The following is a 26,529-nucleotide window of genomic DNA, read 5'->3' as shown; positions in this document are numbered from 1 at the left end:
AGGATATCGAATGTCACCGGGAGGTGGTTGGCGGCGTCGTGCCGAGGCCAGGGTCCGGCCTCAGCCGGCCTGCTCCGAGGTCTGCTCGGTTTCCGGAGCCGCGGCCGAGGGCAGGGCCATCAGGATCAGCACGGGCACGAAGCCGAAGGGCACCAGGAAGAACAGCTGCCACCATGGGCTGTGTCCCGCATCGCGCAGGCGCCGACTACCCGCGGCCAGCAGCGGGAGCAGGGTGATGAGCGAGGCCAGGGCGAGCACCACCGGGTGGATCAGCTGGCAGATTGCCAGCCCGAGGATCAGCAGCCCGAAGAACCACCAGTAGTCCGACCGTGGATCCCGACCCTCGAAGTCGTGGTAGCGCTCGAACCCGCGCGCAAGTATCCGCAGGGGCATCGAGGCGTCGGAATCCGTGGTGGCGATCAGTGATTCGGCGGGGACTTCGAACACCGAAGCCAGGGCGCGCAGGGTTTCTCCGGAGCCCTGGCCCTGTCGCTCGACGCGCTGGATCGTTCGCAGGTTCAGGCCGCAGACCTCGGCCAGCTGTTCCTGGGTCCATTGACGATCGCTGCGCAATTGTCGAATCCGCTTCGCGTCGAGTTTCATGGGATTGCGCTTCCTGAGTGGGGTTTCGGGACAAGTTAGCGCGCCGGGTCGAGGAAGACCACGACAGCGAGCCGCCAGTTCTACGACAGCAGTCCCGTGACCGTACCGCGACTCAGCTTCTGCCAAGCAGCAGGCCGATGGCCAGCAGCGCGGGCACGGCCAGCGTCAGCATCACGTTCCAGGCCAGTGCCGGCAGCAGGCCCGGTACGTCGTCGGCATGGCGGTGGCTGCGACGGATCAGGGCCGGCAGCAGCGCGAAGGGCAGCAGGCCGAGCGCCGCCGGTGCCGGGAGCCAGCGGGTCACGAGGGCGGCGATCAGCAACAGCAGGGCCAGAACCTGTCCGGCCGCATGGAGTCTCGCGCTCTTCGGCCGGCCCAGCACGATCGGAAAATGCCGCCGACCGATCCGCCGATCGGGTTCCATATCGGGGAACTGATTGAGCAGCAGCAGATTGCTCGCCAGCAGGCCGATGACCAGGCTCAGGAGAAGATCGAGGCGGGTCAGACTGCCGTTGAGCAGGAAGGCGCTGCCGAGATAGATCACGCCACCGAAGCCGAGGCCGGGCGCCAGGTAACAGAGCAAGGCCGAACGATGAAACCAGCGGGTGTAGCCGTAGACCAGCACCAGTCCGAGGGCGCCCAGCAGGAGCAGTGTCGGTGCCCGGCTGATCGCCAGCCAGAAGCCGAGCGCTGCGGTCAGGAGCAGGCTGAGCCAGGCCAGGGCCAGGACCGCGGAGGCGAATTCCGGTCGCTCCGGCAGCGCCCCGCTGCCACCGCTGAAGGGCGTCGGCGTGGTTTGTTCGTCCAGTCCGGATCGATAGTCGAAGTACTCGTTGAAGGCATTGGCACTGACGTGGCCGGCCACGGCCACCAGCAGCATCGTCAGCCACAGGCCGGCTTCGGCTTCGGCGCCCTGCCAGAGCGCCGAGGCGATCGCCAGGGCGACCACCAGCAGCGCCAGGATCAGGAAGGGCGGCCGGCTGGATCGGACCAGAGTAGCGAAGCGTCCGCCCATGGCTCAGCGATCGATCGCGTAGCTGAGATCCACGCCGGTGTCGCGCTGGCCGCTGACCACGCGCACGCCCCAGCGCCGGGACAGCTCGTAGCGGCCGGAGAGCACGTTGCCGCTTTCGAACAGGCCGATGCCATAGCTGACGAACAGGCGCGGTAGCAGGTAGAGGCCTACGTTGACCGCGCCCTGGCCGCCCGCGTGGTCGAAGTCGGCGCCGGTGACGACATAGGCCAGGGCCTTCTCTTCGCTGGTCGGCGGCTCGGTGAACAGCTTGATGTCCGGGGACTGGGCCGGGCCGCGGATGCTCACGCCGGCCTGCTCCACCTGGGGGTCGCCGAAGATCTCCCGGACGGCGGCGATGTCCAGGCGTGGGTTGGTGATGGGCTGGTTGCTGAGGATGATTTCGCCGTCCTCGATCTCGAGGTTCTGGCCGTAGGCTTCGAAGCTGCCCTCGGGCAGACGGATGATGCCGCGGGCGCGGGGCAGGGCGGCGGCCTCGTCCCAGAGCAGTTCCACCTCGCCGGTCAGGCGTGTCTCGAGGCCGGCAGCGTTCAGCCGCGCATCTTCGCCCAGATCGATGCCGAGTCGGCCGCTCATGACCAGACCGGACGCCCTGGCTTCCGGGTCGGTCTGGCCGAGCACGATGACATCCTCCGAGGCCGTGATCCGTGATTCTCGCCCGGGCGGCAGCCCGGCCAGCAGCCGATCGATGTCGACCTGGCCATCGATGGAGAGATCGGAACCCCTGCCACTCAGGGTGAGGTCCGGGCTGATGCTCAGTTCCAGCCACTCGGCCGAGGCGACCTGGAATCGCTGACCCTGGCCGTTGAGGGACCAGGCCCACTGGCCCGCTTCGCCCCTGAGTTCACCCGTCAGATCCAGCGCGCCCTCGCCGGACTCCATCCGCCCGGCCAGGCGAGCCCGGGTCTGGCTGCCGTCGATGTTCAGTTCGATGTTGCGGACGTCGAGACCCAGGGGCGCGTGGCGGACGGCGCCATCGATCAGTCGGGCCTGGCCATCGAGTTCCGGCGCGGCCAGGCGCCCGCGCAGGGCCATCCTTCCTTCCAGGCGGCCATGGAGCTCGTCGAACTCGGACAGGGCGCGGTTGAACACGCCGATGTCGGGCAGTTCGAGCGCCAGTTCACCGTTGAGCGTGGATTGTCCGGGATCGCGAAGATCGTCGATGCCGATCGTCGCGTTCAGCTGACTCTGGCCCTCGAAGCGCGTCTCGAAGCGGGCCAGTACACCCCCGTTGCTCGGCTGCAGATCCAGGCGGGCGCCGTCGATGCTCAACAGCGCCGCCTCGGCCCCCAGGGGCGTGATCACGCCGGCATCGACGTTCAGCTGTCCGCCGAGTCGGTCGAGGCCGGCACCGAGGGTCCAGCCGGCCTCCAGTTCGCCGGCCAGCTGGCTGCTCAGGCTGACCGTCGGGTCCAGAGGCAGCAGCAGGAGATCGAGCGGCACTTCGGCCAGGCGGATCCTCGCCCGCGAGGCCTCGCCGGTCGGCGCCAGGCGCGCTGACTCCAGGCACAGCTGCCCGGGCTCGGGTCCGGCGGCCGCGAGGCAGGCCGGCTCGATGTCGACGATGCGGTTTTCCATCACCAGGCGAAGGACCTGGTCGAGCTGCCAGTCGCCGGCCAGGGTGTCGCCGATGAACAGGCGTTCGATCGCCGCGTCCCAGCGCTGGCCGCCGCGAAAGCACTCGGGCCACTGGCCCTGGCCGGCCAGGTCGAGGCTGGCGCGCTGCGCGCTGAAGCCCAGATCGAAGCGATGGGCCCGGCAGCGTCCGTTCAGATTGAGTTCGAGCTGCTCGATGCGCTCCCAGGGGTTGAGATCCAGGTCCTGCAGGACCAGGCGTACGTTCGCATGAGTCGGCGCCTGCCAGCGCAGCTCGGCATCGAGGTCGAGTTCGCGCAGGGTGACGTCGTGCAGGCCGCCATCCCGGACTCGCCCGTTCAGGCTCAGTTCGCCAGTGGCGGGCAGGATCTCGCCGCTGGCCTCGAGCACCCCGGACAGACCGGGCCAGAGCTGACCGAGGGCGTTGCCGCGGGCAGTGAAGGCCCAGCGTTCGCCGTCGGCGCTGTCGAGCTCGATGTCGTTCTCACCCAGGGCCAGGGTCAGGCGCCCGGCCTGGGGTGCCTGGGCCCGCCAGCGAATCCTGCCTTCGCCGCTCAGGGCCTGGCCGCGCAGCGTACCGCCGAGCTCCTCGATGGCGAGGGTGAAATCCTCGGCGCTGGCCAGGGTCAGATCGAAGCGGCCGGAGACCCGGCCAGGCAGCTGCTGGATGAACTCGGAGGGGTCGAGGTCGATCAGCTGCGCTGCGGCCTGGCCGCGCAGGCCATCCTGCCAGCTGAACGCTCCATCGAGGCGGGCACGGCCGGCCCCGGCTGCGTCGAAGTCCAGGGTCTCGACCACGGCGCTGTCGAGGTCACCCTGCAGGCGGGCCTCGATGCTGGCCTGGGGCTGGTCGGGCAGCTGCAGCAGGGCCTCGAGCTCGGCGCGCCAGTCACTCAGGCGGCCGCTCAGGCGGGCTTCGCCGCGTTCGCTGGAGATCAGGGCGGGCTCGCCATTGCTGACCGGTGGCCAGTTGAAGTCCTGCCAGATCAGATCGAGGGCCAGGTCGTCGCTGGCCGGATCGTAGCGGCCGCTGCCCAGCACGCTGAGCGTGGTCGGCGGTGCCTGCAGGGCCAGGGAGTCGAGGCGGATCGCCTGATCGGCGAGGCTCAGGCTGAGCGCGCCGTTCAGGCGGGCCTGTGCGGGCAGCTCCGGATAGCGCGAGCTGAAGTCCAGCTGGTCGAGGGTGACGGTCAGCTCGGCGCTGAGCGCATCGATCCAGCCGATTCGCCCGCTGGCCAGAATCAGACCGTCGAGGGTCTCGACCCGGAGTGCGTCGAGCCGGGCCTCCGTGGCATCGCCGCGGGCGTCGATGGCGATGCGGTTGTCCGGCAGCTCCGGGCCCTCGATGCGGGTGTCGAGGCGGGCCTGCCAGTCGCCCATCGAGCCGCTGGCGCTCAGGGCCAGTTCCGGGACCGAGTAGGCCAGGCCGGGCCAGTCGCCGAGGTGGCCGACGAGCTCGAGCGAGGCCGACGGCAGCCCCGGCAGGCCGCGGACCTCGATCGGTCCTGACAGGCTCAAGGGGCCTTCGCTGGTGAGGTCGAAGCGCAGCCGGTCCAGGGGGCCGTCGATGCGCAGGCCGAGGCGATGCGCCGGCTGTTCCGGCAGCCGGGCCTCGGCATCGAGCTGCAGACCCAGGCGATGGGGCGGCGCGAGTTCCGCCTGGCCGCGAAGACCGATGGTCCCTTCGAGCAATTCGGCCGTGAAGCGCTCGATGCGAAGCTCGTCGAAGTACTCACCGGCCAACTCCAACGTGTCGAGCCGAAGGAGTGCGTCGGTGTCCCCGTGCGCTCGCAGCGCTGCGTTCTGGATGCGGATGGACTCGACGATGACCGGAATCGGGCTGCTCAGGTCGGGCAGTTCGATCGGTGACGGTGGTTCGTCCTGCTCGTCTGGTGGTGGCAGCTCGATATCGAGGTCGCTGACGGTGAGTCCTTCGATCCGCAGCTGCATGCCGCCGAACAGGCGCAGCCGGGCCGCCAGCACCACTTGGCCGGCAGCGACCCGGGTGCCGGCCTGTTCGAAGACGAAGCCGGTGAGGCGAAGGCCATCGCGCAGGTTGCCCTCGGCGCCGGCCCAGGCCAGGCCCGGGACCGCGCCCTGCGCCTGGCCCAGGGCGAAGCGGGCGCCGGCCTCGGTGCGGGTCAGCCAGTACAGGCCGCCGCTGGCCGCGAGCAGGATCAGGCTCAGGCCCAGCAACAGTCCCAGTGCCAGGCGGCGCGGCCAGCGCCGTCTCGGGCGCCCGGACTGGCTGGCAGCTGGCTTGGCGGTGTCGCGCTTGGCAGTCATAGCAATCGGGTACCGATGGTCAGATGGAGCCGCAACGGCTTGTCGACATCATCCAGGGCCCGGGCCAGATCGACCTGGATCGGGCCGATCAGTGTATAGAATCGAAAGCCCGCTCCGACGCCCCGCTTGAGCTCGAGCTGGTCGATATCGTTGAAGGCATTGCCGATGTCGTAGAAGGCGGCCAGCGACCAGTTCTCGGCCACCCGGTACTCGTACTCGGCGCTGGCGGCCAGCAGGTGGTTGCCACCGTTGCGGTTGGTGCTGAGCGCCTCGAAGGCGTAGCCGCGAATGGTGCGATCGCCGCCGGTCTTGAAGCGGTAGCGCTCGGGCAGTTCCGTGATCGACAGGCGCAGCGTCCGATCGTCCAGGCTCAGGTCCAGGGTCTCCGTGGCCGCTTCCGTGTAGCCGGCCTCGGCGCGAAGCAGGAGCTTGTGGCGATCGCCGAACAGCCGGTGCCAGCGTGCGCCGATGTAGCCCTGCAGGAAGCTGACGTCCGAGCCGAGGGTTTCGCTGGCCCCGGTGATGCGTGCATCGATGACCTGTCCCTCGGCCTCGAAGCCCGTCCCGGAGACGTTGAACAAGCGCCAGCTGGCGCCCAGGGCCACGGTCTGGGTTTCATTCTGGAGGAAGGGCTCGAGCTCGGGGTAGGCGTCGAAGAGCGCCTGGTTCTCGGTGCTGAATCGCCGCTCCCGCAGCGCGTCGAAGCGCTCGTTCAGGATCGACACGAACAGGCGCTCTTCGATCGGACTGACGCCCTCGAAGGGCGCCGGCCGTTCCTGCAGGCGTCCGAAGATGAGCTCGGCCTGCTCGCGACGGCCGCTGAAGCTGTCGAACACCGGTTCGATCCGGTTTTCGTCGATGAAGCGGAAGTCGTCCTGTTCGCGACGGAACACCACGCCCGCGGTCCAGAAATCGAAGGGCTGGCTGCCGCGCGGATGGAAGTAGTTGCCGCGGAAGACGAATTCGCTGTCCTTCTGTTGGGCGCCGAAGCCCAGGTCCAGACGGTTGCCGCGGCTGGACAGATAGTGCCGGATCCAGCCCAGCTGCAGGCGCGCGCCCGTGTCGGTGCCGAAGCCCAGCGTGGCGCGATAGGAATCGCGGGGTCTGGCTTCGAGCTGGTAATGCAGACGCAGGTCCTCGCTGTCGGCCAGCCGATCCTCTTCCACCACCACGCGCTGGAACAGGCCGGACCGCACCAGGACTTCGCGCTGTTCATCGACGCGTTCGCGCGTGTAGGGCTCCCCCGGCTCGAGGATGCTGAGGCGACGGATCAGGCGCTCGGAGAAGGGGTGGCCTTCGCTGTCGTAGCCGGCGAAGCGGTAGCGCCGGCCGGTGTCGAAGTGGAGGCTGACGTCGGCCCTGGCCCGATCCGGATCGACCACGACCTGGCGCTGGAGAAACTGCGCGTCGAAGTAGCCGCGCTGCTCGGCCAGTTGCACCAGGTCCTGCCAGGCCCGCTCGAAGTCGGCGTGGATCAGGCGCTGTTCCGGGCCCAGGGGCCAGGCCTCCTGCCAGGCGATCAGCGCCGGATCCGCGCGGCCCTCGCCGAGGATTTCGATGTCGAGTTCTCGCACCGTCGTGGCCTGGCCCGGATCGATCCGGATCGATGCCCGCCAGTGGCCCTCCTGGTCGAGTGCTTCCAGCCGCACCTCGATGCGCGGCTGGTAGTAGCCGAAGGGCTGGAGAGCATCGCGGATTTCCTGACGGGCTTCGCTGGACAGCTGACGCAATCGCCAGACCGACAGGGGGTCGAGGCGCTCGGCAGCGACCAGGCCGAGATGGGCGCGCACATTGCTCAGCAGGGCGCCGTCGACGCCTTCGATCACCGTTTCCAGGCGATCGGCCAGGCCGGGTCCGCTGGCCAATAGGGCCAGCAGCACCAACAGCGGTCTGAAAGGTGCGCGATTCAAGTCGACGCCAGCGCCCGAAGAGTCATGGCTACATGCTACCGCCTGGCCCCGAGTCCCGGGTAAAGGAATCGTTGCGAAACCGTTCGGAATCCGCGCTCAGTTGCGGCGCTCGAGCTGGCGGTAACCGATCGCTTCGCTCAGGTGGGCCGGCCCGATCGATTCGGCCTCGTCGAGGTCGGCGATGGTGCGTGCCACGCGCAGGATGCGGTGGTGGGCGCGGGCCGAGAGCTGCAGGCGCTCGCAGGCCGCCTCGAGCAGGCGTTCCTGTTCCGATGCCAACTGGCAATGGGTACGCACGCCCTTGACCCCCAGTCCGGCATTGTTCGTGCCACGTTCGGCCTGGCGGGCGCGGGCGGCGATCACCCGCGCTCGAACGGCACTGGACGGCTCGCCGGGCTCGAGCCCGCTCAGGGATTGTCGTGGGACTTCCACCTGCAGGTCGATGCGATCGAGCAGCGGGCCGGAGACCCGATCGCGATAGCGGCGGATCTGGTCCGGCGTGCAGGCGCAGCGCCCCGAGGGGTCGCCCTGGTAGCCGCAGGGGCAGGGGTTCATCGCGGCGACGAGTTGAAAACGGGCCGGAAACTCGGCCTGCAGGGCGGCGCGGGAAATCATGATCCGGCCCGACTCCAGAGGTTCGCGCAGCACTTCGAGGACGTGCCGACTGTACTCGGGCAGCTCGTCGAGGAACAGGACGCCGCCGTGGGCCAGGGAGATCTCCCCCGGTCGCGGTCGCGAGCCGCCGCCGACCAGGGCCACGCCCGAGGCCGTGTGGTGCGGGCAGCGGAAGGGCCGCTCGCGCCAGCGCGCGGTGTCCAGGCCCAGGCCCGCCACCGAGGCGATGGCTGCCGCTTCCAGGGCCTCGTCCTCGCCCATCGGCGGCAGGATGCCCGGCAGGCGCGAGGCCAGCAGGGTCTTGCCCGTTCCGGGTGGGCCGAGAAAGAGCAGGTTGTGTCCGCCGGCGGCGCAGATCTCCAGGGCGCGGCGGGCGCGCGACTGGCCGAGCACCTCGGACAGGTCCGGCCCCGTATCGATGGTCTCGGTCGACGGGGGCGGCGGCCGGTCGAGCTCGATCTGGCCATTGATCGCCGCGACCACGTCGGCCAGCTGGTCGGCCAGGCGAACGTCCGCGCCCTCGACCAGGCCGGCTTCGACGCCGTTGGCCCGGGGCAGGATCAGCCGGCGACCCGATTCACGCGCGGCCAGGGCCGCCGGCAGGGCGCCCTTGACCGCGCGCAGCTCGCCGTTGAGGGACAGCTCGCCGAGGCATTCCCAGTCCTCCAGCCGGTCGCCGTTGACCTGGCCCGAGGCGGCCAGCACGCCCAGGGCGATGGGTAGATCGAAGCGCGCGCCCTCCTTGGGCAGGTCGGCCGGGGCCAGGGAGACGGTGATCTTCCAGCTCGGCTTCTTGAAGCCGCCGTTGTCCATCGCCGCGCGTACCCGGTCCTTGCTCTCGCGCACGGCGGTTTCCGGCAGACCGACGATGCCGAAGCCGGGCAGGCCGGGGCCGAGGTTGACCTCGACCCAGATCGGCGGCGCTGCGATCCCGATCTGGGCGCGGGAGTGAACGGTGGCCAGGGGCATGTGGGGGGTCCGAGCTTGGGGCTTGCTCGGAATTGTCGACCGGGCCGGCCCTGCCGTCGTCGTCGCAATGGCCCGCTCAGGGGTAGGAAATCGACTCGGTCGATCAGTCGAGCAGATCGCTCAGAGGACGCGGCCGGCTGATGCCGAAGCCCTGGGCCAGGTCGATCTTCAGTTCGGCCACCAGGGCGCGGGCAGCGTCGGATTCGACGTGCTCGATCACCGTGGTCTTGCCGAGGACGTGGCCGAGGTCGTTGATTTCGGCCAGCATGGCGCGCTCGCGCTCGCCCTCCAGGGCCGGACCGGTGAAGCTGCCGTCGATCTTGAGCACGTCGACGGGCAGGTTCTTCAGATAGGCCATCGAGGAGATGCCGACGCCGAAGTCGTCGAGGGCGAACTGGCAGCCCAGGCCGCGCAGATGCTCGATGGTCTTCATCGCGGTCTTCAGATGCGTCATCACCGCGGTTTCGGTGATCTCGAAGCCGATCTTCGAGGCCGGCACTTCGTGCGTGCGCAGCGTCTCCAGAGCGAAGGGCAGGAAGCGGTCGTCGCCGAGGCTGCGGGTGGACAGGTTGATGAAGACGCGGTCGAGGCGCTTGACGAGCTGCGGCTGCCGTTCCAGCCAGGCCAGGGCCGAGCGCAGCACCCAGCGATCGATGCGGTGGGCCATGAAGTAGCGCTCCGCGGCCGGCACGAACTCGCCGGCCGCGATCAGGCGGCCGTCCGGCAGGCGCATGCGCAGCAGCAGCTCGATGATCAGGCCGTCATCGTGGTTCGGAATCGGCGCCTCGATGGTCTGATAGTGCAACTCGAGGCGATCCTCCTTGAGCGCCAGACCCACTTCCCTTGCCCAGCGCATCTGACCATGGCGTTCGGCCACGGCTTCGTCTTCGGCGTGGAATCGATGCACGCGGTTGCGCCCGTTCTCCTTGGCCACATGGCAGGCCGCTTCGGCCTGCTTGAGCAGCTCCCCGATGGCCGTGGTCTGCTCGTCCAGTATCGCCAGACCGATGCTGGCGGTGACATGAATCGCTTCGCGATCGAGGTCGAATTCGTGCTCGGCCAGGTCCCGACGAAGGGCCTCGGCCGCCTCATCGGGGTCTCGACCGGGGCAGAGCAGAAGGCCGAACTCGTCGCTGCCGAATCGCGCGAGCACATCGCGGGCGTGGCATTGGCGCTGCATCCGCCGGGCCACCTGTTTGATCAGCTCGTCGCCGGAATGGTAATCGCGCGACTGGTTGACCAGCTTGAACTGATCGAGATCGATGTGCAGCAGGGCGCGGGTGCGCGGCCCGCCGTCGGCCGAGGCCAGGCAGGCCTCGATGGCCTGTTCAAGCTCCACCCGGTTGGGCAGGCCGGTGAGCTGGTCACGCCGGAAGTCGGCTTCGAAATCGCCGGCGTCGCCGCTGCGGCGACCCTGTCGGGATTGGCGCCAGATCAGCATCAGCAGGGCTGCTGCCAGCAGGGCAGGCATGATCACCAGCAGCCAGTGCAGGAACAGGCCGACCTTCGGGCGTTCCCGGGGCAGGCCGAGCCAGCGATCGTGGATGGCGTTGAAGCGACCGGTCGATTTGAGCTGGGCCAGGCCGGCCTCGACCCGGGCGAGCAGGGCCTGGTTGCCTTCGGTGACGGCCAGGGCGTACTCGACCGGAAACAGCGGCGCGCCGCTGGTGGTGATGTTGTCCAGGCCTTCGCTGGCCAGGATCCGCCGGCCGACGATTTCGCTGACCAGCGCCGCGTCGTATTCACCCGCGGCCAGCAGGCGCAGGGCGTCACGCTCGGTCTCGACTTCGATCAGGTTCGCCGCGATGCCTTCGGCGACCAGCTTCTCGGCCACCCAGGCATCGCGCTGGACGATGACGTCCCGGCCGGCCAGGTCGGCCAGGGCGTTCAGGGCCGTCTCGTTCTGGCGAATGAAGATCTCGTGGTAGAGGATCAGATGCGGGGTGGCGTAGTCGACCTCGGTGTTGCGAAAGTCACCGACGTACATCGCCAGGAGATCGATCCGGCCCGCTGCGATCGCCGCGCGGCTTTCCTCCCAGGGGCCGAGGCGGAACTCGACATCGAAGCCACTGACCTCGGCGATGGCCCGAATCAGGTCGATGTTCAGGCCGGCGGCCTCACCGTCCTCATCGAGGAATTCATAGGGGGGGAAGTCGTAGTCGCCGCCGGCCACAATCGTCTCTGCCGCTGCGGCGGTGCAGCCCAGCAGAACCACGATCAGCGCCAGTGCGCGAAGGCCAGTCATGAGCATCCCCAGGAAGACTGAACGTCTCCAAGGGTATCCCATTCCAGTCGTGGCTGTGAAGCCAAGCCGGGCTCGTGCGGAATGACGAGCTCCCGGCAGGCGTTATCTGCGACTCAGTGCTCGGCTGGCCGATCCGTTGCCCTGGCGAGGGCGGCCTCTAGGGCTTCGAGCTTTTCGCGGGTTCGGGCCAGCACTTTCTTCTGGATCTCGAATTCCTCGCGGGTGACCAGATCGAGGCGGTTGAAGGTCGCCTCGAGGATGGTCCGGAACTGGGCTTCGAGTTCGGCGCGTGCCGTCTTGATTTCGCCTGGCACGGCAGCGGCCAGGCGGCGGGTGATCTCGTCGAGGGTCTGGAAGTCGGGGCGCATCGGGGCGGAAATTCCGGTTAAGCTTGGCGGCTACACTAGCCGAAACGGGTGGCCTTGGCCATCAGGATGTCCCATGAAACTGATCACCGCCATCATCAAACCCTTCAAGCTCGATGACGTGCGCGATGCCCTGGGCGAGGTCGGCGTGACCGGCATGACGGTCTCCGAGGTCAAGGGCTTCGGTCGTCAGAAAGGGCACACCGAGCTCTATCGAGGCGCTGAATACGTCGTCGATTTCCTGCCCAAGCTCAAGCTCGAGATCGCCGTGCCCGATGCCGACGCGGACCGGGTGGTCGAGACGATCGTCGAGACCGCGGCTTCCGGGCGCATCGGTGACGGCAAGATTTTCGTCACCACCATCGACCGCGCCGTGCGCATCCGGACCGGCGAGGAAGGCGACGACGCGCTCTAGCCCTGCCTGGCCCCTTATCCCTGACTCCAATCAATGGCCCCGCCGCCGGGCCTGGATCGACCTGCACAGGAACAAGACCATGACGATTTCCCGCATTGCCCTGTTGGCCATGATGGCGCTCGGCCTGAGCGCCTGCCAGAACGAAGCCCCGCCCGTGCCGCTGACGCCGACGCCCGAGATGCGCGTCGAACTGGGCAGCGATCCGCACAGCTTTGCCGAATACGAAAAAGTGCGTATTCGCCACATGAGCCTGGATCTGGACGCCGACATGGACGCGCGCACGCTCAGCGGCCACGTGCTGCTGGATCTGGAGCGACTCGATCCGGACCACCAGCGCCTGGTCCTCGATACGCGCGATCTCGACATCCAGGACGTGACCGTGGTCGATCCGGAAGGGCAGTACCTGCCCGTGTCCTGGCGCCTGGGCGCCGATCGGGGGCATCTGGGCCGACCGCTGGTGATCATGCTGCCGCAGGGGGTGGACCAGGTTCGCATCGACTACAGCAGCTCGCCCGAGGCCTTCGGCCTGCAGTGGCTGGATGCCAACCAGACCAGTTCCGGCAAGCCCTTCATGTTCTCCCAGAGCCAGCCGCACTACGCCCGCACCTGGGTGCCCCTGCAGGACACGCCGGCCGTTCGCTACAACTTCGAAGCCACCGTGCGCGCGCCGCGCGATCTGATGGTCGTGATGGGCGCCGATGGCAATCCGACCGAGCGCAACGCCAGTGGCGAATACCGTTTCACCATGCCGCAGCCGGTGCCCTCCTACCTGATGGCGATCGCCATCGGTGATCTCGAATTCGCGGAAATCGGGCCGCGCAGCGGCGTCTACGCCGAGCCGGACTGGATCGAGCGGGCGGCCGCCGAGTTCCACCAGCTCGAGGACATGATCGATATCGGCGAGGCGCTCTACGGCGAGTACCGCTGGGGCCGCTACGACCTGCTGGTGCTGCCGCCCAGCTTTCCCTTCGGCGGCATGGAGAATCCGCGCCTGAGCTACGTCACGCCGACGATCATCGCCGGCGACGGCAGTCTGCTGGCCCTGGTGGCCCACGAGCTGGCGCATAGCTGGTCGGGCAATCTGGTCACCAACTCCGCCTGGCGCGATCTGTGGTTGAACGAGGGCTTCACGGTCTACTTCGAAGCCCGCATCATGGAGGCGATCTACTCGCCCGAGATCGTCGCCATGCTGGCGCGCCTGGACTGGGACGGCCTGGTCGCCGATCTGCCCGCCCTGGAAGAACGCGACCGTCAGCTGGTCCGCGACCTGAGCGATCGTGACCCCGAGGGTGCCTTCATCAGCGTGCCCTACGACATGGGCCGCTTCTTCCTCGACTGGCTCGAGCACCGGGTCGGACGGGAGGATCTGGACGTGTTCCTGCGTCAGTACTTCGACGAATTCGCCTTCGAGTCGATCGACACGGAGACCTTCCGTGACTACCTGAACACGCACCTGATCCAGACCCATCCCGGTGCGCTCACCCTGGCCGAAGTCGATGCCTGGCTCTACGAGCCGGGCCTGCCGGATTTCGCCGTGGCCCCCGAGTCCGATGCCCTGGCCACCGTCGATCAATGGCGTGAGCGCTGGCAGGCCGGCGAGGTCGAGCTTACCGAATTGCCGACCGATGACTGGTCCGTGTACGAATGGCTGCACTTTCTGTCGGGTCTGGAAGGGGCGCTCGACGCCGACACCATGGCGGCGATGGACGCAGCCTTCGGCCTGACCGCCTCGAGCAACGTCGAGATTCTCTACCTGTGGCTGCAGCGGAGCATCGAGGCCGAGTACGCGCCGGGCATCGAGCGTTTGGAGTCCTTCCTGCTCGAAGTCGGGCGCAACAAGTTCACCCGGCCCCTGTACACGGCCCTGGCCGCCAGCCCCTGGGGCCACGACTGGGCGATCGAGGTGTATCAACGCGCTCGCCCGGCTTACCACCCGCTGACCCGTCAGGCCGCCGAGCGCGCTCTGGGCCTGGAGCAGTAATCCGGGAGCCAGCACCCGGCGTGCGGAGGGCGCACGCCGGGTGTGGTTCCATCAGTCGCAGACCTGCTGTTCGGTGTTGTAGACCTTGACGATGTCGTAGATGCCTTCGCCATCGCCCTGGATCGAGTTGTAGTAGACCTCGCCCGTCTGGCAGTCGTTGAAGCGCAGGGTGATCGTGCCCCAGGTGTCGATGATCAGGTCGCCCGGATCGAAGTCCGGTCCGAACACCGGGCCGCTGAGACGATCCATCTTCATCGTGGCCTGATTGCTGTTGAAGTTGCCGGCCACGCCGATCAGCCACATCTGCTCGCCGAACTCGTCGTAGGTGAACCAGATCGCGACCAGCTGGTTGCTTTCGGTGACGTCGATCATGAAGCCCTCGCCGTTGTGGTCGACCACGGCCCAGTTCCCACCCAGGCCGCGCAGGCGCGTGGCGACGTCGATCTGCACGCCGGCGCTGTTTCGGCGGAAGGTGCTGAGCGGAGGGGTCGTGCCGCTGGTCTGGGTCACGTCGGCGCAGCCGCCGCTGTCCGAGGCGGTGTCGTAGAAGATGCTGCTGCCGGAGGGCTGGCTGATCACGGTCTGGCTGAAGGTGACCGTCGCACCCTCGGTGACCGAGGCGCCGCCGAAGTCGAAGGTCGGCGTCACCGGCGTTCCACCCGTGGCCTGGAAGGACACGCGACGCGGACTGCCGATCAGACGCCCGTCATAGCTGTTCTCGCGCGCCGTCAGCTCGATCGTGTAGACGCCGCTGGTGTTCGGGTAGTACTTGAGTCGAACCTTGTCCAGGCGCGGGGCCGAGAAATTGCTGACGTAGAAGCCTCTGCTGAGATTGTCACCCGTGCCCCCGCTGTTGAACGGGCAGAACACCACGGGTGCGGTCGGCGGCGGTGATGAGACGACCACCAGGGTCACCAGGCCGCCGGGGGTGGCCGGGGCGTCGGCGGTGGCCGAGTTCCGGTTCATGGCGTAGATGCGCTCGACATCGCGCGTATCCCCGTCGAAGAAGACGTTGTTGACGCCGGGCGGGCAATCCTCGACGGACACGTCGATGAGCAGATTGCTGCCGCTGCGCAGCTGAAAGGGCACGTTGATCGGAATGTCGAGATCGAAGGGGTTGGTGGGGTTGGCATCCACGCTGCCCTGCAGGATCAGATCACCGGCGAAGACCAGGGTTTCGTCGGTGCCGGGGTTGTCGGCGAAGGTGGTGCTGAGGTTGCCGGGTTCGCGCAGGGTCGAGCTCAGTTTGATGATCGCGCCGCCGTAGGTCTGGGGCCCGAACACGCCCTGACCGTCATCGAGGCGGAACGCCAGGCCACTGATGTTCGCGCCGCCGACCACGTCACCGTCGATCACCTGCTGGAAGCGGAAGCCGTCGGAGCATTCGGCGCTGACGCCGAAGGGATGCTGGGTGGCGCTGTTGCCGGGCACGCCGTCGGCCTCCTGGGGGACGACCAGGATGCCGATGGCCGCAAAGGCCGGTGCGATGCACAGACCGAGGGCCGCGCCGGCCAATAGGCGGGCTTGGCGAAGGAGTGACGAGGATGAGTCTTGCCGGTCGGAATCGGACATATTCTGCTCCCGTGAGTTGATGCATGTTCAGGCCCATGAACCTCTCAACTCCGGTCTGCCGGAGATCCCCCTGCCGAGAGGAGCTGTCTCCATCCTACGCCTCGCGGTGGGAGCCGACAAGCCTGCCGGAAATCGCGCTTCGTGCACGCAGATGATCGCTTGCCGGCCTATAATGGGGACCGGATCAATCCTGATTTCGAAGCGGCCAGTCCATGTTCTCCAACTCCTACACGCCGGTGAAGTTCGAGCGCGACTGCGTGGTGGTGATGGTCCCCGAGGGCGCCGAGGTCGAATTGCCGTCGGGCACGACCGGCTACATCACCCAGAGCCTCGGCGGTAGCTTCACCGTCTACGTCGATGGGCGCCTGTTCCGACTGGCCGGCGACGACGCCGATGCCATCGGGCGCGAACCGCCGCCGCGTCCCAGCCTGCCGGACGATGCCACCGATGAGGACGTCGAGGATCTGGTCTGGTCCCAGCTCAGGACCATCTACGACCCCGAGATTCCGATCAATGTCGTCGACCTGGGGCTCATCTACGAATGCCGGCTGAGCAAGGCCGAGGACGGTCAGCGTCTGGTCGATATCGCGATGACCCTGACCGCACCTGGCTGCGGCATGGGCGATGTGCTGGTCGCCGACGTGCGTGACCGGCTCAAACTGATCCCGACGATCAGCGAGGTCAACGTGGCCCTGACCTTCGACCCGCCCTGGAATCAGACCATGATGAGCGAGGCGGCCCGGCTCGAGACGGGCATGTTCTGAAGGCCCTGCTTGTTCCTCGACGGGGCGAAGCGTAGCATCGGGGGTCCCCGATCCCGCGAGGTGTTCAGCATGAAACTCATCGACCGGTCTGCCGCCCTGTCACTGATGGTCGCGACATCGCTGCTCTTCTTCTCATCGCTGGCTCTGGCCCAGCAGGCCGAGGACTTCGGCCGCTACGAGGTCCACTACAGCACCCTCAATACCAGTCTGCTGACCCCCGAAGTGGCCCGCGCCTACGGCCTGGAGCGCTCCGGCAACCGCGCCATGGTCAACATCACCGTGCTGACCAAGACCGACGACGGCCTGGGCACTCCGACGCCGGCCAGCGTTCAGGTCGAGTCGATGAACCTCCTCGGCCAGGCACGGACCATCGACATGCGCGAAATCCGTGACCAGGACGCGATCTACTACATCGGCACCTTCCGCATCAGCAACGAAGAGAACATCAACTTCAACGTCACCGTGCAGCCCGAAGGCGAGGCCGTCCCGAGGACCTTCTCCTTCCGGCAGATGTTCTACGTGCATTGATGGGGAAACGGCCCGGCCATTGACCGTGCAGGGCCGATGGATGACGAGCCCGGCACGGTCCCAGCCGATATCTCGCCATTCGATCGAAGCCCACCGTAGGTCGGGGTCACATCCCCGACGTCCGGAGCGACCGGACGACGCCAGACGTTTCTACGCAGGGGGGAGGGAGCGATCGCCCCGTCCAGATCTAGGCCGATCCAGCATGGTCCGTCGGCCACACGCGCCGTCGGTCTTCGGCGCAGCGCTTCTGGCCTCCGGCCAGTCGCACTACGCCTCCGACCTGCGCTGGCCCGACCTACGAGGGCGGATGCACCAGCCCATACCTCGTCGCTTGATCGAAGCCCTGCGTAGGTCGGGGTCACATCCCCGACGTCCGGAGCGACCGGACAACTCCAGACGTTTCTACGCAGGGGGGAGGGAGCGATCGCCCCGTCCAGATCTAGGCCGATCCAGCATGGTCCGTCGGCCACGTGGGGCCGACCTACGCGCGGCTCCGATCGATCGAAGGTCTAACGGCACGATCCGCCCCGACACCGCGATGCCCGATCGAGACATTCGTAGGTCGGGGTCACATCCCCGACGTCCGGAGCGACCGGACAACTCCAGACGTTTCTACGCAGGGAGGAGGGAGCGATCGCCCCGTCCAGATCTAGGCCGATCCAGCATGGTCCGTCGGCCACGTGGGGCCGACCTACGAGGGCAGATGCACCAGCCCATACCTCGTCGCTTGATCGAAGCCCTGCGTAGGTCGGGGTCACATCCCCGACGTCCGGAGCGACCGGACGACGCCAGACCTCCCTACGTTCAAACTCCGAGCAGGATGATCAGGAACTGGATGCCGATCAGTGCGACCAGCGGCGACAGATCGAAGCCGCCGAGCGGCGGCAGCACCCGGCGGATCGGGGCGAGCACCGGGTCGGTCAGCTGGAAGAGCAGGGGGATGATCGGGTGGCGCATGCCCTGGCCGATCCAGGAAATGATCACCGTGGCGATGATCAGCACCAGATAGACGACCAGCAGCAGTCGCACCAGGCGCAGCAGGGCATAAAGGGCCAGCGCCAGCGGGTCGGGCGAAACACCCACGATCAAGGCCAGCACAAACAGGCCCAACAGCTGAAGCAGATAGAGCAGCACCAGGCCCGCCACATTGACCCGACCCATGCGCGGGAAGATGGACTTCAGCGGCTTGATCATCGGCTCGGTCAGGCGAATCACGCCCTGGCAGACCGGGTTGTACCAGTCGGCGCGGACGGCCTCCAGCAGCACGCGCAACAGCACGACGGTCAGGACCAGCTGGACCAGGGTCTCGACGAGGAAGCTGAAGGCGGCGGTCGGTGAGCCCATCAGTGGTCGCCTCCCAGTTCACGGCCACGCCTGAGCGCGGCCTGCACGGCCTGGTCGATCATCGCGGCCATCTTCGATCCTGCAAAGCTCTTCAGGGCCGCCTCGGTCGTGCCGCCCGGCGAAGTCACGCGCCGGCGAAGCTCCCCCGGCTCGTGCTCGGACTCGGCCAGCATCACGCCGGCGCCGATCGCGGTCTGACGGGCCAGCTCCAGGGCCACGGCCGGCGGCAGGCCCGCGTGCACCCCGGCTTCGGCCAGGTGTTCGGTGAAGGCGAAGAAGTAGGCCGGGCCCGAGCCCGACACGGCGGTCACCGCATCCATCTGCGACTCCTCGTTGATCCAGACCACCCGACCGGCGGCTTCCAGGATGGTCGTGGCCAGGGCGCGGTCCTCCTCGCGGCAGTTCCGGCTGGCGACGACGCCGGTGATGCCGGCCCGATAGAGTGCCGGGGTGTTCGGCATCGCGCGCACCCGCGCGGTCGACTCGCCCAGGCCTCGGGCCAGGCCGTCCAGGGTGATCCCGGCGGCGACGCTGATGACCACGGCGTTTTCGGCCAGGGGCTCGCGGATGGATTCGAGAACCGGCGCCATCACCTGGGGCTTGACCGCCAGCACCACCGCGCGGGCACCGCTGACGGCTTCGGCGTTGTCGGCGAAGGTCGCCACGCCGAACTGCTCGCTCACCTGCTGGCGCTGCGTTTCGCTGGGGTCGGCGACGCGAATGGCGCTGCCGGGGTGGCCGGCGGCGAGCAGGCCGCCCACCAGGGCCTGGGCCATGTTGCCGCCGCCGATGAAAGTGATCGTGGATTCGCTCATCCGGGTATTGTCCGCGCGCCTCGTCGGGGAGTCAAAAACTGCTGACCGAGATTGCGATCAGCATCGCGATCAGGATCCTGATCAGCATCGCGGTCAGGATCTCGGTCCGAACAGGTCGGTGCCCACGCGCAGCTGGGTGCTGCCTTCGGCAATGGCGGCTTCCAGATCGCCGGACATGCCCGCCGAAATCGTGTCCACGCTCGCGTGGCGTTCGGCCAGCCGGTCGAAGAGGTGCTTCAGGCGGGCGAAGACGGCGCGTTGTTCGTCGTCCCCGTCCCGGGGCGCGGGAATGGCCATCAGGCCGCGCAGGCGAAGCTCCGGTCGAGCCTCGATCGCCTCGGCCAGGGCCTCGATCTCCTCCGGCGCGCAGCCGGCCTTCTGCGTCTCGCCATCGAGGTTGACCTGGATCAGCACGTTGAGTGCCCCGCGATCGGCCGGCCGCTGGTCGGCCAGGCGCCGGACGATCTTCGCGCGGTCGACGCTCTCCACCCAGTCGAAATGCTCGGCGATGGCGCGGGTCTTGTTCGACTGCACGGGGCCGATGAAATGCCAGGTCAGCCCGAGATCGGCCAGCGCCTCGATCTTCGCCACGGCCTCGTCGACGTAGTTCTCGCCGAAGCATTTCTGGCCAAGGTGAACCAGCGCACGGATTTTCTCCGGAGCTTGTGTTTTACTCACGGCCAGCAGGCGGACGCCTTCTGGCGAGCGATTCGCCCGTTCGCAGGCCAGATGGATGCGCTGCCGGACGGCGTCGAGTCGTTCGGAGGGATTTTGATTCGGCGTGTACATCAGCTAGTATCGAGAAGCTTCCATAAGCGTTTGAGTCGCCAAGGTGGCCGGTTCGTCGAATCGGCCGAGTGCAACGTCGACGTGGGCATCGCGCCGCCGTGCCGGCCCTTCGAGCGAGAGGATAGAGGATTCCATGGACATTACCGAACTGTTGGCATTCACGGTCAAGAACAAGGCCTCGGACCTTCACATCTCGGCCGGGCTGCCGCCCATGATACGTGTCGATGGTGACATCCATCGCATCAACACCCCGCCGATCGAGAACAAGGAAATGGCCGAGCTGGTGTACTCGACCATGAACGACCACCAGCGCCGCGACTACGAAGCCAACCTCGAGGTCGACTTCTCCTACAACATTCCCGGCCTGGCGCGCTTCCGCGTCAACGCCTTCCACCACCATCGCGGCATCGGCGCGGCATTCCGAGTCATTCCCAACGAGATCTGGACCCTGGAAGACATCCAGGCGCCGGCGGTCTTCAAGGACATCGTCGAGGTGCCGCGCGGCCTGATCCTGGTCACCGGGCCGACGGGCTCGGGCAAGTCGACCACCCTGGCCGCGATGATCGACCACCTCAACAAGACGGTCCCGGGCCACATCCTGACCATCGAGGATCCGATCGAATTCGTCCACCAGTCCCAGCGCTGTCTGATCAACCAGCGCGAGGTCAAGCGCGACACGCACGGCTTCAACCAGGCCCTGCGCTCGGCGCTTCGCGAGGACCCGGACATCATCCTGGTCGGTGAGCTGCGTGACATCGAGACCGTGCGCCTGGCCCTGACGGCGGCCGAAACCGGTCACGTCGTCTTCGCCACCCTGCATACCTCCTCGGCGCCGAAGACCATCGACCGTATCATCGACGTCTTCCCTGGCGAGGAAAAGCCGATCGTCCGCTCCATGCTCTCCGAGTCGCTGCGCGCGGTCATCTCCCAGACCCTGCTCAAGCGGATTTCGGGCGGACGGGTCGGGGCCCACGAGATCATGGTTGCCACGCCGGCGATCCGGAACCTGATTCGCGAAGACAAGGTCGCGCAGATGTACTCGGCCATCCAGACCGGTCAGAACGTCGGCATGAGCACCCTCGACCAATGCCTGGTCGACCTGGTCCGCCGCGGTATCGTGGCCAAGCCGGAAGCCATGCGCAAGGCGCAGAACAAGGCAGCGCTGGCCTGATCCGAGCGCGAACCCGTTTTCTAGGAGACAGACATGAGCACCAACATTCAGGACTGGCTGCGCAAGCTCCACGAGTCCAACGGCTCCGACCTGTTCGTGACCGTCGGTGCCCCGCCGTGCATCAAGGTGCACGGCAAGATGAAGCCACTGACCCGCGAAGCCCTGGGCCACGAGGCCGTGATGGACATCATCAACGGCATCATGACCACGGACCAGCGCGAGGAATTCCACACCACCAAGGAATGCCAGTTCGCGGTGTCCCTGGAAGGCGTGGCCCGCTTCCGCGTCAGTGCCTTCTACCAGCGCAACAGCGTCGGCATGGTCTGCCGTCGCATCGAAACGCGCATCCCGAGCTTCGAGGAACTGGACCTGCCCGAGGCCCTGGCCGACCTGTCCATGACCAAGCGCGGCATCATCGTGCTGGTCGGTGCGACGGGCACCGGTAAGTCGACCACCCTGGCCGCGATGGTCGGTCACCGCAACTGCAATGCCTCGGGTCACATCATCAGCATCGAGGACCCGATCGAGTTCGTCCACAAGCACCGCAAGAGCCTGGTCACCCAGCGTGAGGTCGGGATCGATACGACCTCTTTTGACGTCGCCCTGAAGAACACCCTGCGCCAGGCCCCCGACGTGATCCTGATCGGTGAGGTCCGGACCCGCGAATCGATGGAGCACGCCATCACCTTCGCGGAAACCGGTCACCTCTGCCTGACCACCCTGCACGCCAACAACGCCAACCAGGCCATGGACCGCATCCTCCACTTCTTCCCGGAGGATCGCCATTCCCAGGTGCTCCTCGATCTGAGCTTCAACCTGCGCGCGGTCATCGCCCAGCAGCTGATCCCCTCGGTCGACGGCAACCGCCGCCACGTGGCCCTGGAGATCCTGATCAACACCCCGCTCGTTCAGGAAAAGATCCGCAAGGGCAAGATCGAAGAGATCAAGGGGATCATGAAGGATTCCACCCACCACGGCATGGTGACCTTCGATCAGAGCCTGCTGCGCCTGTATCAGGACGGGGCGATCTCCTATGAAGAGGCCCTGCGTCACGCCGATTCGGCCAACGATGTCCGCCTGGCGGTCAAGCTCAGCGAGGGCGCGGATACGGAGACCCTCAGCGGCAAGCTGCAGGATCTGAACCTGGTCGACGACCGCTAGCGGCCGGCGGAACCCGCTCCTCGGGGCGGGTTTTACCCTTTTCTAACCTCGCCTTCCGAATCGATTAACGTCGAGTTAACCGGCCTTCATTTAACATTTGGAGCGTCGGTGCCCTCGAGTGGTTTGCAAGCGACTGCACTGACGGTTACGGGGCAATGTGGACCCGGGCGGAACGACTTTCCGCCTGGGTCATTTTTTATCCGGCTGCCCGAGGCAGCCCGTCTGCGGATCTTGGCCTATGCGCATACTGATCATCGAAGACAACCGGGACATCGCGGCCAATCTGGGCGATTTCCTCTCCGACCGGGGGCATGAGGTCGACTACGCCTACGACGGCGTCACCGGCCTGCACCTGGCCATCGTCAACGAATTCGACGCCATCGTGCTCGACCTGTCCCTGCCCGGCATGGACGGGCTCGAGGTCTGCCGCAAGCTGCGCGAGGACGTCCGCAAGGAAACGCCGGTGCTGATGCTGACCGCCCGCGATCAGCTCGACGACAAGCTGGCCGGCTTCCAGTCCGGCGCCGACGACTACCTGGTCAAGCCCTTCGAGCTCAAGGAAGTCGACGCCCGCCTGGAAGTGCTCGCCCGCCGCGGCATCCGCATCAAGCCGCGCGAGCTCAAGGTCGCCGACCTCGAATTCAACCTCGAGACCCTGACCGTGCGTCGCGAAGGCAAGCGCATCGACCTGAACCCGATCGGCCTGAAGCTGCTGGAAAAGCTCATGTCCTCCTCGCCGGCGGTGGTCACGCGGCGCGACCTGGAGCACCACGTCTGGGGCGAGGAGCTGCCCGACAGCGACAGCCTGCGCGTGCACATCCACTCCCTGCGCGCGGCCATCGACAAGCCCTTCGGCTCGCCGCTGATCCATACCCGTCACGGCATCGGTTACTGCCTGGCTGGCCCGGATGAAGTTTCGTCGGCGTCTTAGAAGCCGCCTGATCGTTTCCTTCGGGCTGTTCGGCGCGCTCTTGAGCGTGCTGTTCGCCTTTGCCGTGCTGCTGATGCAGAGCTGGCTCGAAGACGCCCTGATCGCCCGCACCCTGGCCGACGAGGTCAACGAGTACGTGCAGGACCTGCGCGTCGATCCGACCCTGGTCGAGCCCTTCTACACGCGCATCCAGGGCTATGTGACCCGGCCCGAGCGGGCCGACATCGTGCCCACGCCCTTTCGGGATCTGCCCTCCGGAGTCCACGACGTTCGCACGGCCGATGGCGTGTTCAAGGCCGCCATCGCCAAGGAAGACGACTTCTGGGTCTTCCTGACCTACGACATCTCCGACAACCGCGAGCTCTCGCGCCGCCTGGTGCTGGCCCTGATCGTGGCGGTGGTGTTCTTCTCCCTGCTCTCCCTGGCCCTGGGCGTGTGGTCGGCCGGGCGCGTGATGGCGCCGGTGACGGCCCTGGCGAAACGTCTCGAGACCCTCGACGAGAACGCCGAGCCGGGCGCGCTGAAGCAGTTCTTCACCGACGACGAAGTCGGCCAGCTGGCCTCGACCCTGGACGACTACGCCCATCGCCTGCAGGAGCTCGTCGAGCGCGACAAGGCCTTCAACGCCGACGTCTCGCACGAGCTGCGCACGCCCCTGGCGGTGATCTCGGGCGCGACCGAGCTGATGCTGGCCCAGCCGGACCTGTCCGAGCGCAACCGCGACCGCCTGCAGCGCATCGCCCGCGCCGCCCAGCAGTCGGCGGACATCACCACGGCGCTACTGCACCTGGTGCGCTCGGAGAAGGGTGGTAGCGGCACCTGGCCGGCCCAGGACGTCGGTCGGATCGCCGTCCAGGTGCTGGACAACTACCGGCCCCTGGTCAGCGAGCGCGACCTGAAGCTCGAACTGGAGACCCTGGAGCCGCTCAGCGTGATCGCCCCGGACTCGGTGATCGCCGTGATCCTCGGCAACCTGATCGGCAACGCCGTGCGCTACACCGCCAAGGGGGAAGTGCGGGTGCGCGTCGAACGGGGTCGAGTGGTGATCCTGGACACGGGGCCGGGCATTCCCGAGGACGAGCTACCGAACGTCTTCGACCGCCATTTCCGCGGCCGCCAGAGCGGTGGCAGCAAGGGCTCGGGTCTGGGCCTGTCGATCGTCAAGCGCCTGTGCGACCTCTACGGCTGGGAAATCGACTTCGCCAACCGACCCGAAGGCGGCCTGGAAGTGAGCGTGCGCTTCTTCCCCGACCTGGAGGCGGACTAGAGGCGGACTAGATGCGGCGCCGACGAATCGACGCCGATCCGTTACCCTTGTCCGACTGATTCCTTTCGAGACGCACGAGCCATGGCGCTGATCCGCTGCCCGCACTGTCACAAGCGAATTTCCAACCGGGTGAAGGCCTGTCCGCACTGCGACGAGGCCCTGGTCGAACTGTCCCCCGAAGAGCTGGAGCGACTGGCCAGCCGGCGCTACAAGCGCCAGCGCTTTCTGGCGCTGAATCTGAGTTATCTGGGCCTGACCCTGCTCGTCTTCGGCGCGATCTGGTGGTACGTGGCCGAGCCGCAGGGCTGGGTGCTGCCGCCGCCGCTGATCCCGGTGGCGATGATCGTGATCGGCGCGGCCGACTACGTGGCCGCCCGCGCCTGGATGCTGTGGCTGGGGATCCAGCGCCGGCGCTCGGGCTGAGCGCCGGGCCGAGGTCGGGTCAGCGGATCCGGCGGACCTGGACGCGGGCGTTGTAGCCCTCGACCTGCAGACGCCAGGAGCCCATGAAGCCGGGCTCGATGGTCACCCGCGGGTTTTCCATCGTCGACATGTTGAAGCGCTGGCCGTCGGTCTGCTCCCAGACCATGCCGTTTTCCAGCACGAACTCCGTATCGCCATCCCAGCCGCTGAAGCTGCCGACGATGCGCGACTCGATGGGTCGCTCGTCGCTGTCATCGCGCAGGCCGCGACGGTCGACCACTTCACCGGACTCGGTCACGGCGGGCCCGCCAGCGGCCGCCGGAGACAGGCTCTGGCCCTCGGCCAGGGAGCGCTGGGCGATCCAGCGGTTCAGCGCGGCCAGCTCCTCGTCGGTGAGCTTGTACAGGCCGGTCTCGCGAAACTCCTGACCGGTCATGCGCTCTTCCACGGTGGAGAAGTCGGACTGGGCCAGGGCTTGGGTCAGGGGCAGGCACAGCAGGGCGCCGGCCAGGAATGCAGAAATCTTCATGGGCGAACTACGTCTCGCGCATCGTGAATGAACAGCGAACCAGTCTAACCGGTTTGGGTGGGGCAGGGCGAGTCCCCGGCGGTAGCCGGCAGGGATCGATCAGAGGTCGTGCTTGTAGCGGACGTAGGGGATGCGTCCGAAGACCCCGTCCAGAGCTTCGTCGCGGCCGGCGTTGTCCAGGCTCTCGGCGCGCGGCTGCGAATCGAGGACGTTGGACACCCCGATGCTCAGGGAGCCGTTGCGCGGCTTCCAGCTGAACTCGAGGTCGAAGGAGCTGAACTCGGCCGGGCTGTAGCCCGAGGAGAACAGCATCGGCGCCTGCCGGTGCTGGCCCATCACGTCACCGCGGAAGTTGCCCAGCTGCCAGCCCAGGGCCAGCTGCGCGCTGTGCGCGTAATCGCTGTCGGTCGGGTCCAGGCCCACCAGGCTGCCGCTGCCGTAGCCCAGCTCGCCCAGGCTGAGGCGCTGGCGATAGCGCGCCAGCTGCAGGCCGATCAGGAAATCACCGACGTGTTCCGTGCGGATGCCGAAGCTCAGGTTCAGGTCGACACCATCGACGACGTTGGCCGCGTTGATCTCGCTGCCGTTGGCGTTCAGGTAGTCGATCGGCGCCACGTCGTTGCCGATCGGCGCGATGCGGTCGGCATCGGATTCGTTGCGGAAAGCGCCCAGGCCGAAGCGCAGGCCGGAGGCGGCCATCCACTCGCCGCGCACCTGCACCAGGTTGACGGCGTTTTCCGGCGCGGGCTGGTCGACGAAGCGACAGTCGCTGGCCAGGAAGCTGTTGTCGGTCAGGGTCTTCTCGCTGCACTGGATGTGGGCCAGGCTGGCGGTGTTCAGCTGCCAGGCTTCCAGGGACCAGGAGAAGGAACTCTGCGGGGCGTTCGTGCCGAGGGCGAGCTCGTCGTCGCCGCCGATCGGCAGGGTCATGCTCATGCGGGGACGCACGCCGGGCAGGCCCTGGCTGTCGCGCAGGCTCAGGCCGCTACCGAACTGGACCGGGGGTGCAGAAAGCCGGGCTGCCTCCAGCGGCTCGGCCCCGGAATCCTGGGCGAGCGCGGCGCCGGACCACAGGGCCAGCGTCATCAGCAAAATGGCAGGGCGTTGCACGTTCATGGTCCCCAGCGGTCCTCGTTACCTACTGTCCGGTGCTTTGAGTACACAATTACCGGAAAGTTTACCCCTCATTTGCGTCCGAGTGTAGCAGAGCTTTTTCG

The 26,529-nt window shown here is 67.2% G+C and carries 22 protein-coding genes; 9 read left to right on the top strand and 13 right to left on the bottom strand.

Annotation, left to right across the window (positions count from 1 at the left end):
- Positions 1–60 precede the first annotated feature (60 nt).
- The 7 genes from WM2015_RS13775 to WM2015_RS13745 form a co-directional block, all read right to left on the bottom strand.
- On the bottom strand, positions 61–603 hold the full coding sequence (locus tag WM2015_RS13775) for a DUF805 domain-containing protein (RefSeq protein ID WP_082169774.1): 543 nt from the start codon (positions 601–603) through the stop codon (positions 61–63).
- Between the two features lie 112 nt (positions 604–715).
- Positions 716–1,618, bottom strand: a complete 903-nt coding sequence (locus WM2015_RS13770) for a prenyltransferase (RefSeq protein ID WP_049726593.1) — start codon at positions 1,616–1,618, stop codon at positions 716–718.
- A 3-nt stretch (positions 1,619–1,621) separates the two neighbouring features.
- Positions 1,622–5,518, bottom strand: a complete 3,897-nt coding sequence (locus WM2015_RS13765; protein ID WP_049726592.1) for a translocation/assembly module TamB domain-containing protein — start codon at positions 5,516–5,518, stop codon at positions 1,622–1,624.
- Positions 5,515–7,428 carry an autotransporter assembly complex protein TamA gene (locus WM2015_RS13760; protein ID WP_169751193.1) on the bottom strand — a complete coding sequence of 638 codons (1,914 nt, stop codon included), beginning with the start codon at positions 7,426–7,428 and terminating at the stop codon, positions 5,515–5,517. Before WM2015_RS13760 ends, WM2015_RS13765 begins: the two co-directional genes overlap by 4 nt.
- A gap of 96 nt (positions 7,429–7,524) precedes the next feature.
- Positions 7,525–9,012 carry a YifB family Mg chelatase-like AAA ATPase gene (locus WM2015_RS13755; RefSeq protein ID WP_049726590.1) on the bottom strand — a complete coding sequence of 496 codons (1,488 nt, stop codon included), beginning with the start codon at positions 9,010–9,012 and terminating at the stop codon, positions 7,525–7,527.
- A 103-nt stretch (positions 9,013–9,115) separates the two neighbouring features.
- A complete protein-coding gene (locus WM2015_RS13750) occupies positions 9,116–11,257 on the bottom strand; it encodes a putative bifunctional diguanylate cyclase/phosphodiesterase (RefSeq protein ID WP_169751192.1) in 2,142 nt (713 codons plus the stop codon).
- A 113-nt stretch (positions 11,258–11,370) separates the two neighbouring features.
- A complete protein-coding gene (locus WM2015_RS13745; protein ID WP_049726588.1) occupies positions 11,371–11,625 on the bottom strand; it encodes an accessory factor UbiK family protein in 255 nt (84 codons plus the stop codon).
- A 73-nt stretch (positions 11,626–11,698) separates the two neighbouring features.
- Here WM2015_RS13745 and WM2015_RS13740 point away from each other — a divergent pair, with 73 nt between their 5' ends.
- Positions 11,699–12,037, top strand: a complete 339-nt coding sequence (locus tag WM2015_RS13740; RefSeq protein WP_049726587.1) for a P-II family nitrogen regulator — start codon at positions 11,699–11,701, stop codon at positions 12,035–12,037.
- Positions 12,038–12,116: 79 nt separating this feature from the next.
- Positions 12,117–14,018: a M1 family metallopeptidase gene (locus WM2015_RS13735; RefSeq protein ID WP_049726586.1), complete on the top strand. Its 1,902-nt coding sequence runs from the start codon at positions 12,117–12,119 to the stop codon at positions 14,016–14,018.
- A 51-nt stretch (positions 14,019–14,069) separates the two neighbouring features.
- Here the strand turns inward: WM2015_RS13735 and WM2015_RS13730 are convergent, their stop codons facing one another.
- A complete protein-coding gene (locus WM2015_RS13730; RefSeq protein WP_156201213.1) occupies positions 14,070–15,590 on the bottom strand; it encodes a hypothetical protein in 1,521 nt (506 codons plus the stop codon).
- 212 nt (positions 15,591–15,802) lie between these two features.
- Here WM2015_RS13730 and sufT point away from each other — a divergent pair, with 212 nt between their 5' ends.
- Both sufT and WM2015_RS13720 read left to right on the top strand, forming a co-directional pair.
- Positions 15,803–16,354 (top strand): putative Fe-S cluster assembly protein SufT, encoded by a 552-nt coding sequence (sufT, locus tag WM2015_RS13725; protein ID WP_049726584.1) that lies wholly within the window; start codon positions 15,803–15,805, stop codon positions 16,352–16,354.
- A gap of 69 nt (positions 16,355–16,423) precedes the next feature.
- Positions 16,424–16,882: a DUF4426 domain-containing protein gene (locus WM2015_RS13720; protein ID WP_049726583.1), complete on the top strand. Its 459-nt coding sequence runs from the start codon at positions 16,424–16,426 to the stop codon at positions 16,880–16,882.
- An 804-nt stretch (positions 16,883–17,686) separates the two neighbouring features.
- Here WM2015_RS13720 and WM2015_RS13715 read toward each other — a convergent pair.
- The 3 genes from WM2015_RS13715 to WM2015_RS13705 form a co-directional block, all read right to left on the bottom strand.
- Positions 17,687–18,226: a YggT family protein gene (locus tag WM2015_RS13715; protein ID WP_049726582.1), complete on the bottom strand. Its 540-nt coding sequence runs from the start codon at positions 18,224–18,226 to the stop codon at positions 17,687–17,689.
- Complete coding sequence (gene proC, locus WM2015_RS13710; protein ID WP_049726581.1) at positions 18,226–19,041, bottom strand: pyrroline-5-carboxylate reductase; 816 nt, start codon at positions 19,039–19,041, stop codon at positions 18,226–18,228. Before proC ends, WM2015_RS13715 begins: the two co-directional genes overlap by 1 nt.
- Before the next feature lie 93 nt (positions 19,042–19,134).
- Positions 19,135–19,830 carry a YggS family pyridoxal phosphate-dependent enzyme gene (locus WM2015_RS13705; protein WP_049726580.1) on the bottom strand — a complete coding sequence of 232 codons (696 nt, stop codon included), beginning with the start codon at positions 19,828–19,830 and terminating at the stop codon, positions 19,135–19,137.
- Between the two features lie 133 nt (positions 19,831–19,963).
- On the opposite strand from WM2015_RS13705, the gene WM2015_RS13700 reads away from it, so the two are divergent.
- From WM2015_RS13700 to WM2015_RS13680, 5 genes are all read left to right on the top strand, one after another.
- Positions 19,964–21,001 carry a type IV pilus twitching motility protein PilT gene (locus WM2015_RS13700; protein WP_049726579.1) on the top strand — a complete coding sequence of 346 codons (1,038 nt, stop codon included), beginning with the start codon at positions 19,964–19,966 and terminating at the stop codon, positions 20,999–21,001.
- Between the two features lie 33 nt (positions 21,002–21,034).
- On the top strand, positions 21,035–22,162 hold the full coding sequence (locus WM2015_RS13695; protein WP_049726578.1) for a PilT/PilU family type 4a pilus ATPase: 1,128 nt from the start codon (positions 21,035–21,037) through the stop codon (positions 22,160–22,162).
- 238 nt (positions 22,163–22,400) lie between these two features.
- Entirely contained in the window at positions 22,401–23,093 is a 693-nt protein-coding gene (locus tag WM2015_RS13690) for a response regulator transcription factor (RefSeq protein WP_049726577.1), read from the top strand.
- Complete coding sequence (locus WM2015_RS13685; protein ID WP_049726576.1) at positions 23,071–24,360, top strand: sensor histidine kinase; 1,290 nt, start codon at positions 23,071–23,073, stop codon at positions 24,358–24,360. Before WM2015_RS13690 ends, WM2015_RS13685 begins: the two co-directional genes overlap by 23 nt.
- 81 nt (positions 24,361–24,441) lie before the next feature.
- Complete coding sequence (locus WM2015_RS13680; RefSeq protein ID WP_049726575.1) at positions 24,442–24,783, top strand: zinc ribbon domain-containing protein; 342 nt, start codon at positions 24,442–24,444, stop codon at positions 24,781–24,783.
- A 19-nt stretch (positions 24,784–24,802) separates the two neighbouring features.
- Here WM2015_RS13680 and WM2015_RS13675 read toward each other — a convergent pair whose 3' ends face one another.
- Positions 24,803–25,312, bottom strand: coding sequence for a hypothetical protein (locus WM2015_RS13675; protein WP_049726574.1), 510 nt, complete (start codon positions 25,310–25,312; stop codon positions 24,803–24,805).
- Positions 25,313–25,411: 99 nt separating this feature from the next.
- A complete protein-coding gene (locus WM2015_RS13670) occupies positions 25,412–26,428 on the bottom strand; it encodes a porin family protein (protein ID WP_156201211.1) in 1,017 nt (338 codons plus the stop codon).
- Positions 26,429–26,529 lie beyond the last annotated feature (101 nt).

It is taken from the genome of Wenzhouxiangella marina (assembly GCF_001187785.1).
Taxonomy (GTDB): Bacteria; Pseudomonadota; Gammaproteobacteria; order Xanthomonadales; family Wenzhouxiangellaceae; genus Wenzhouxiangella; species Wenzhouxiangella marina.
Note: the sequence above shows the minus strand (reverse complement) of the source record. Positions and strands in the feature narration are given on the sequence as shown.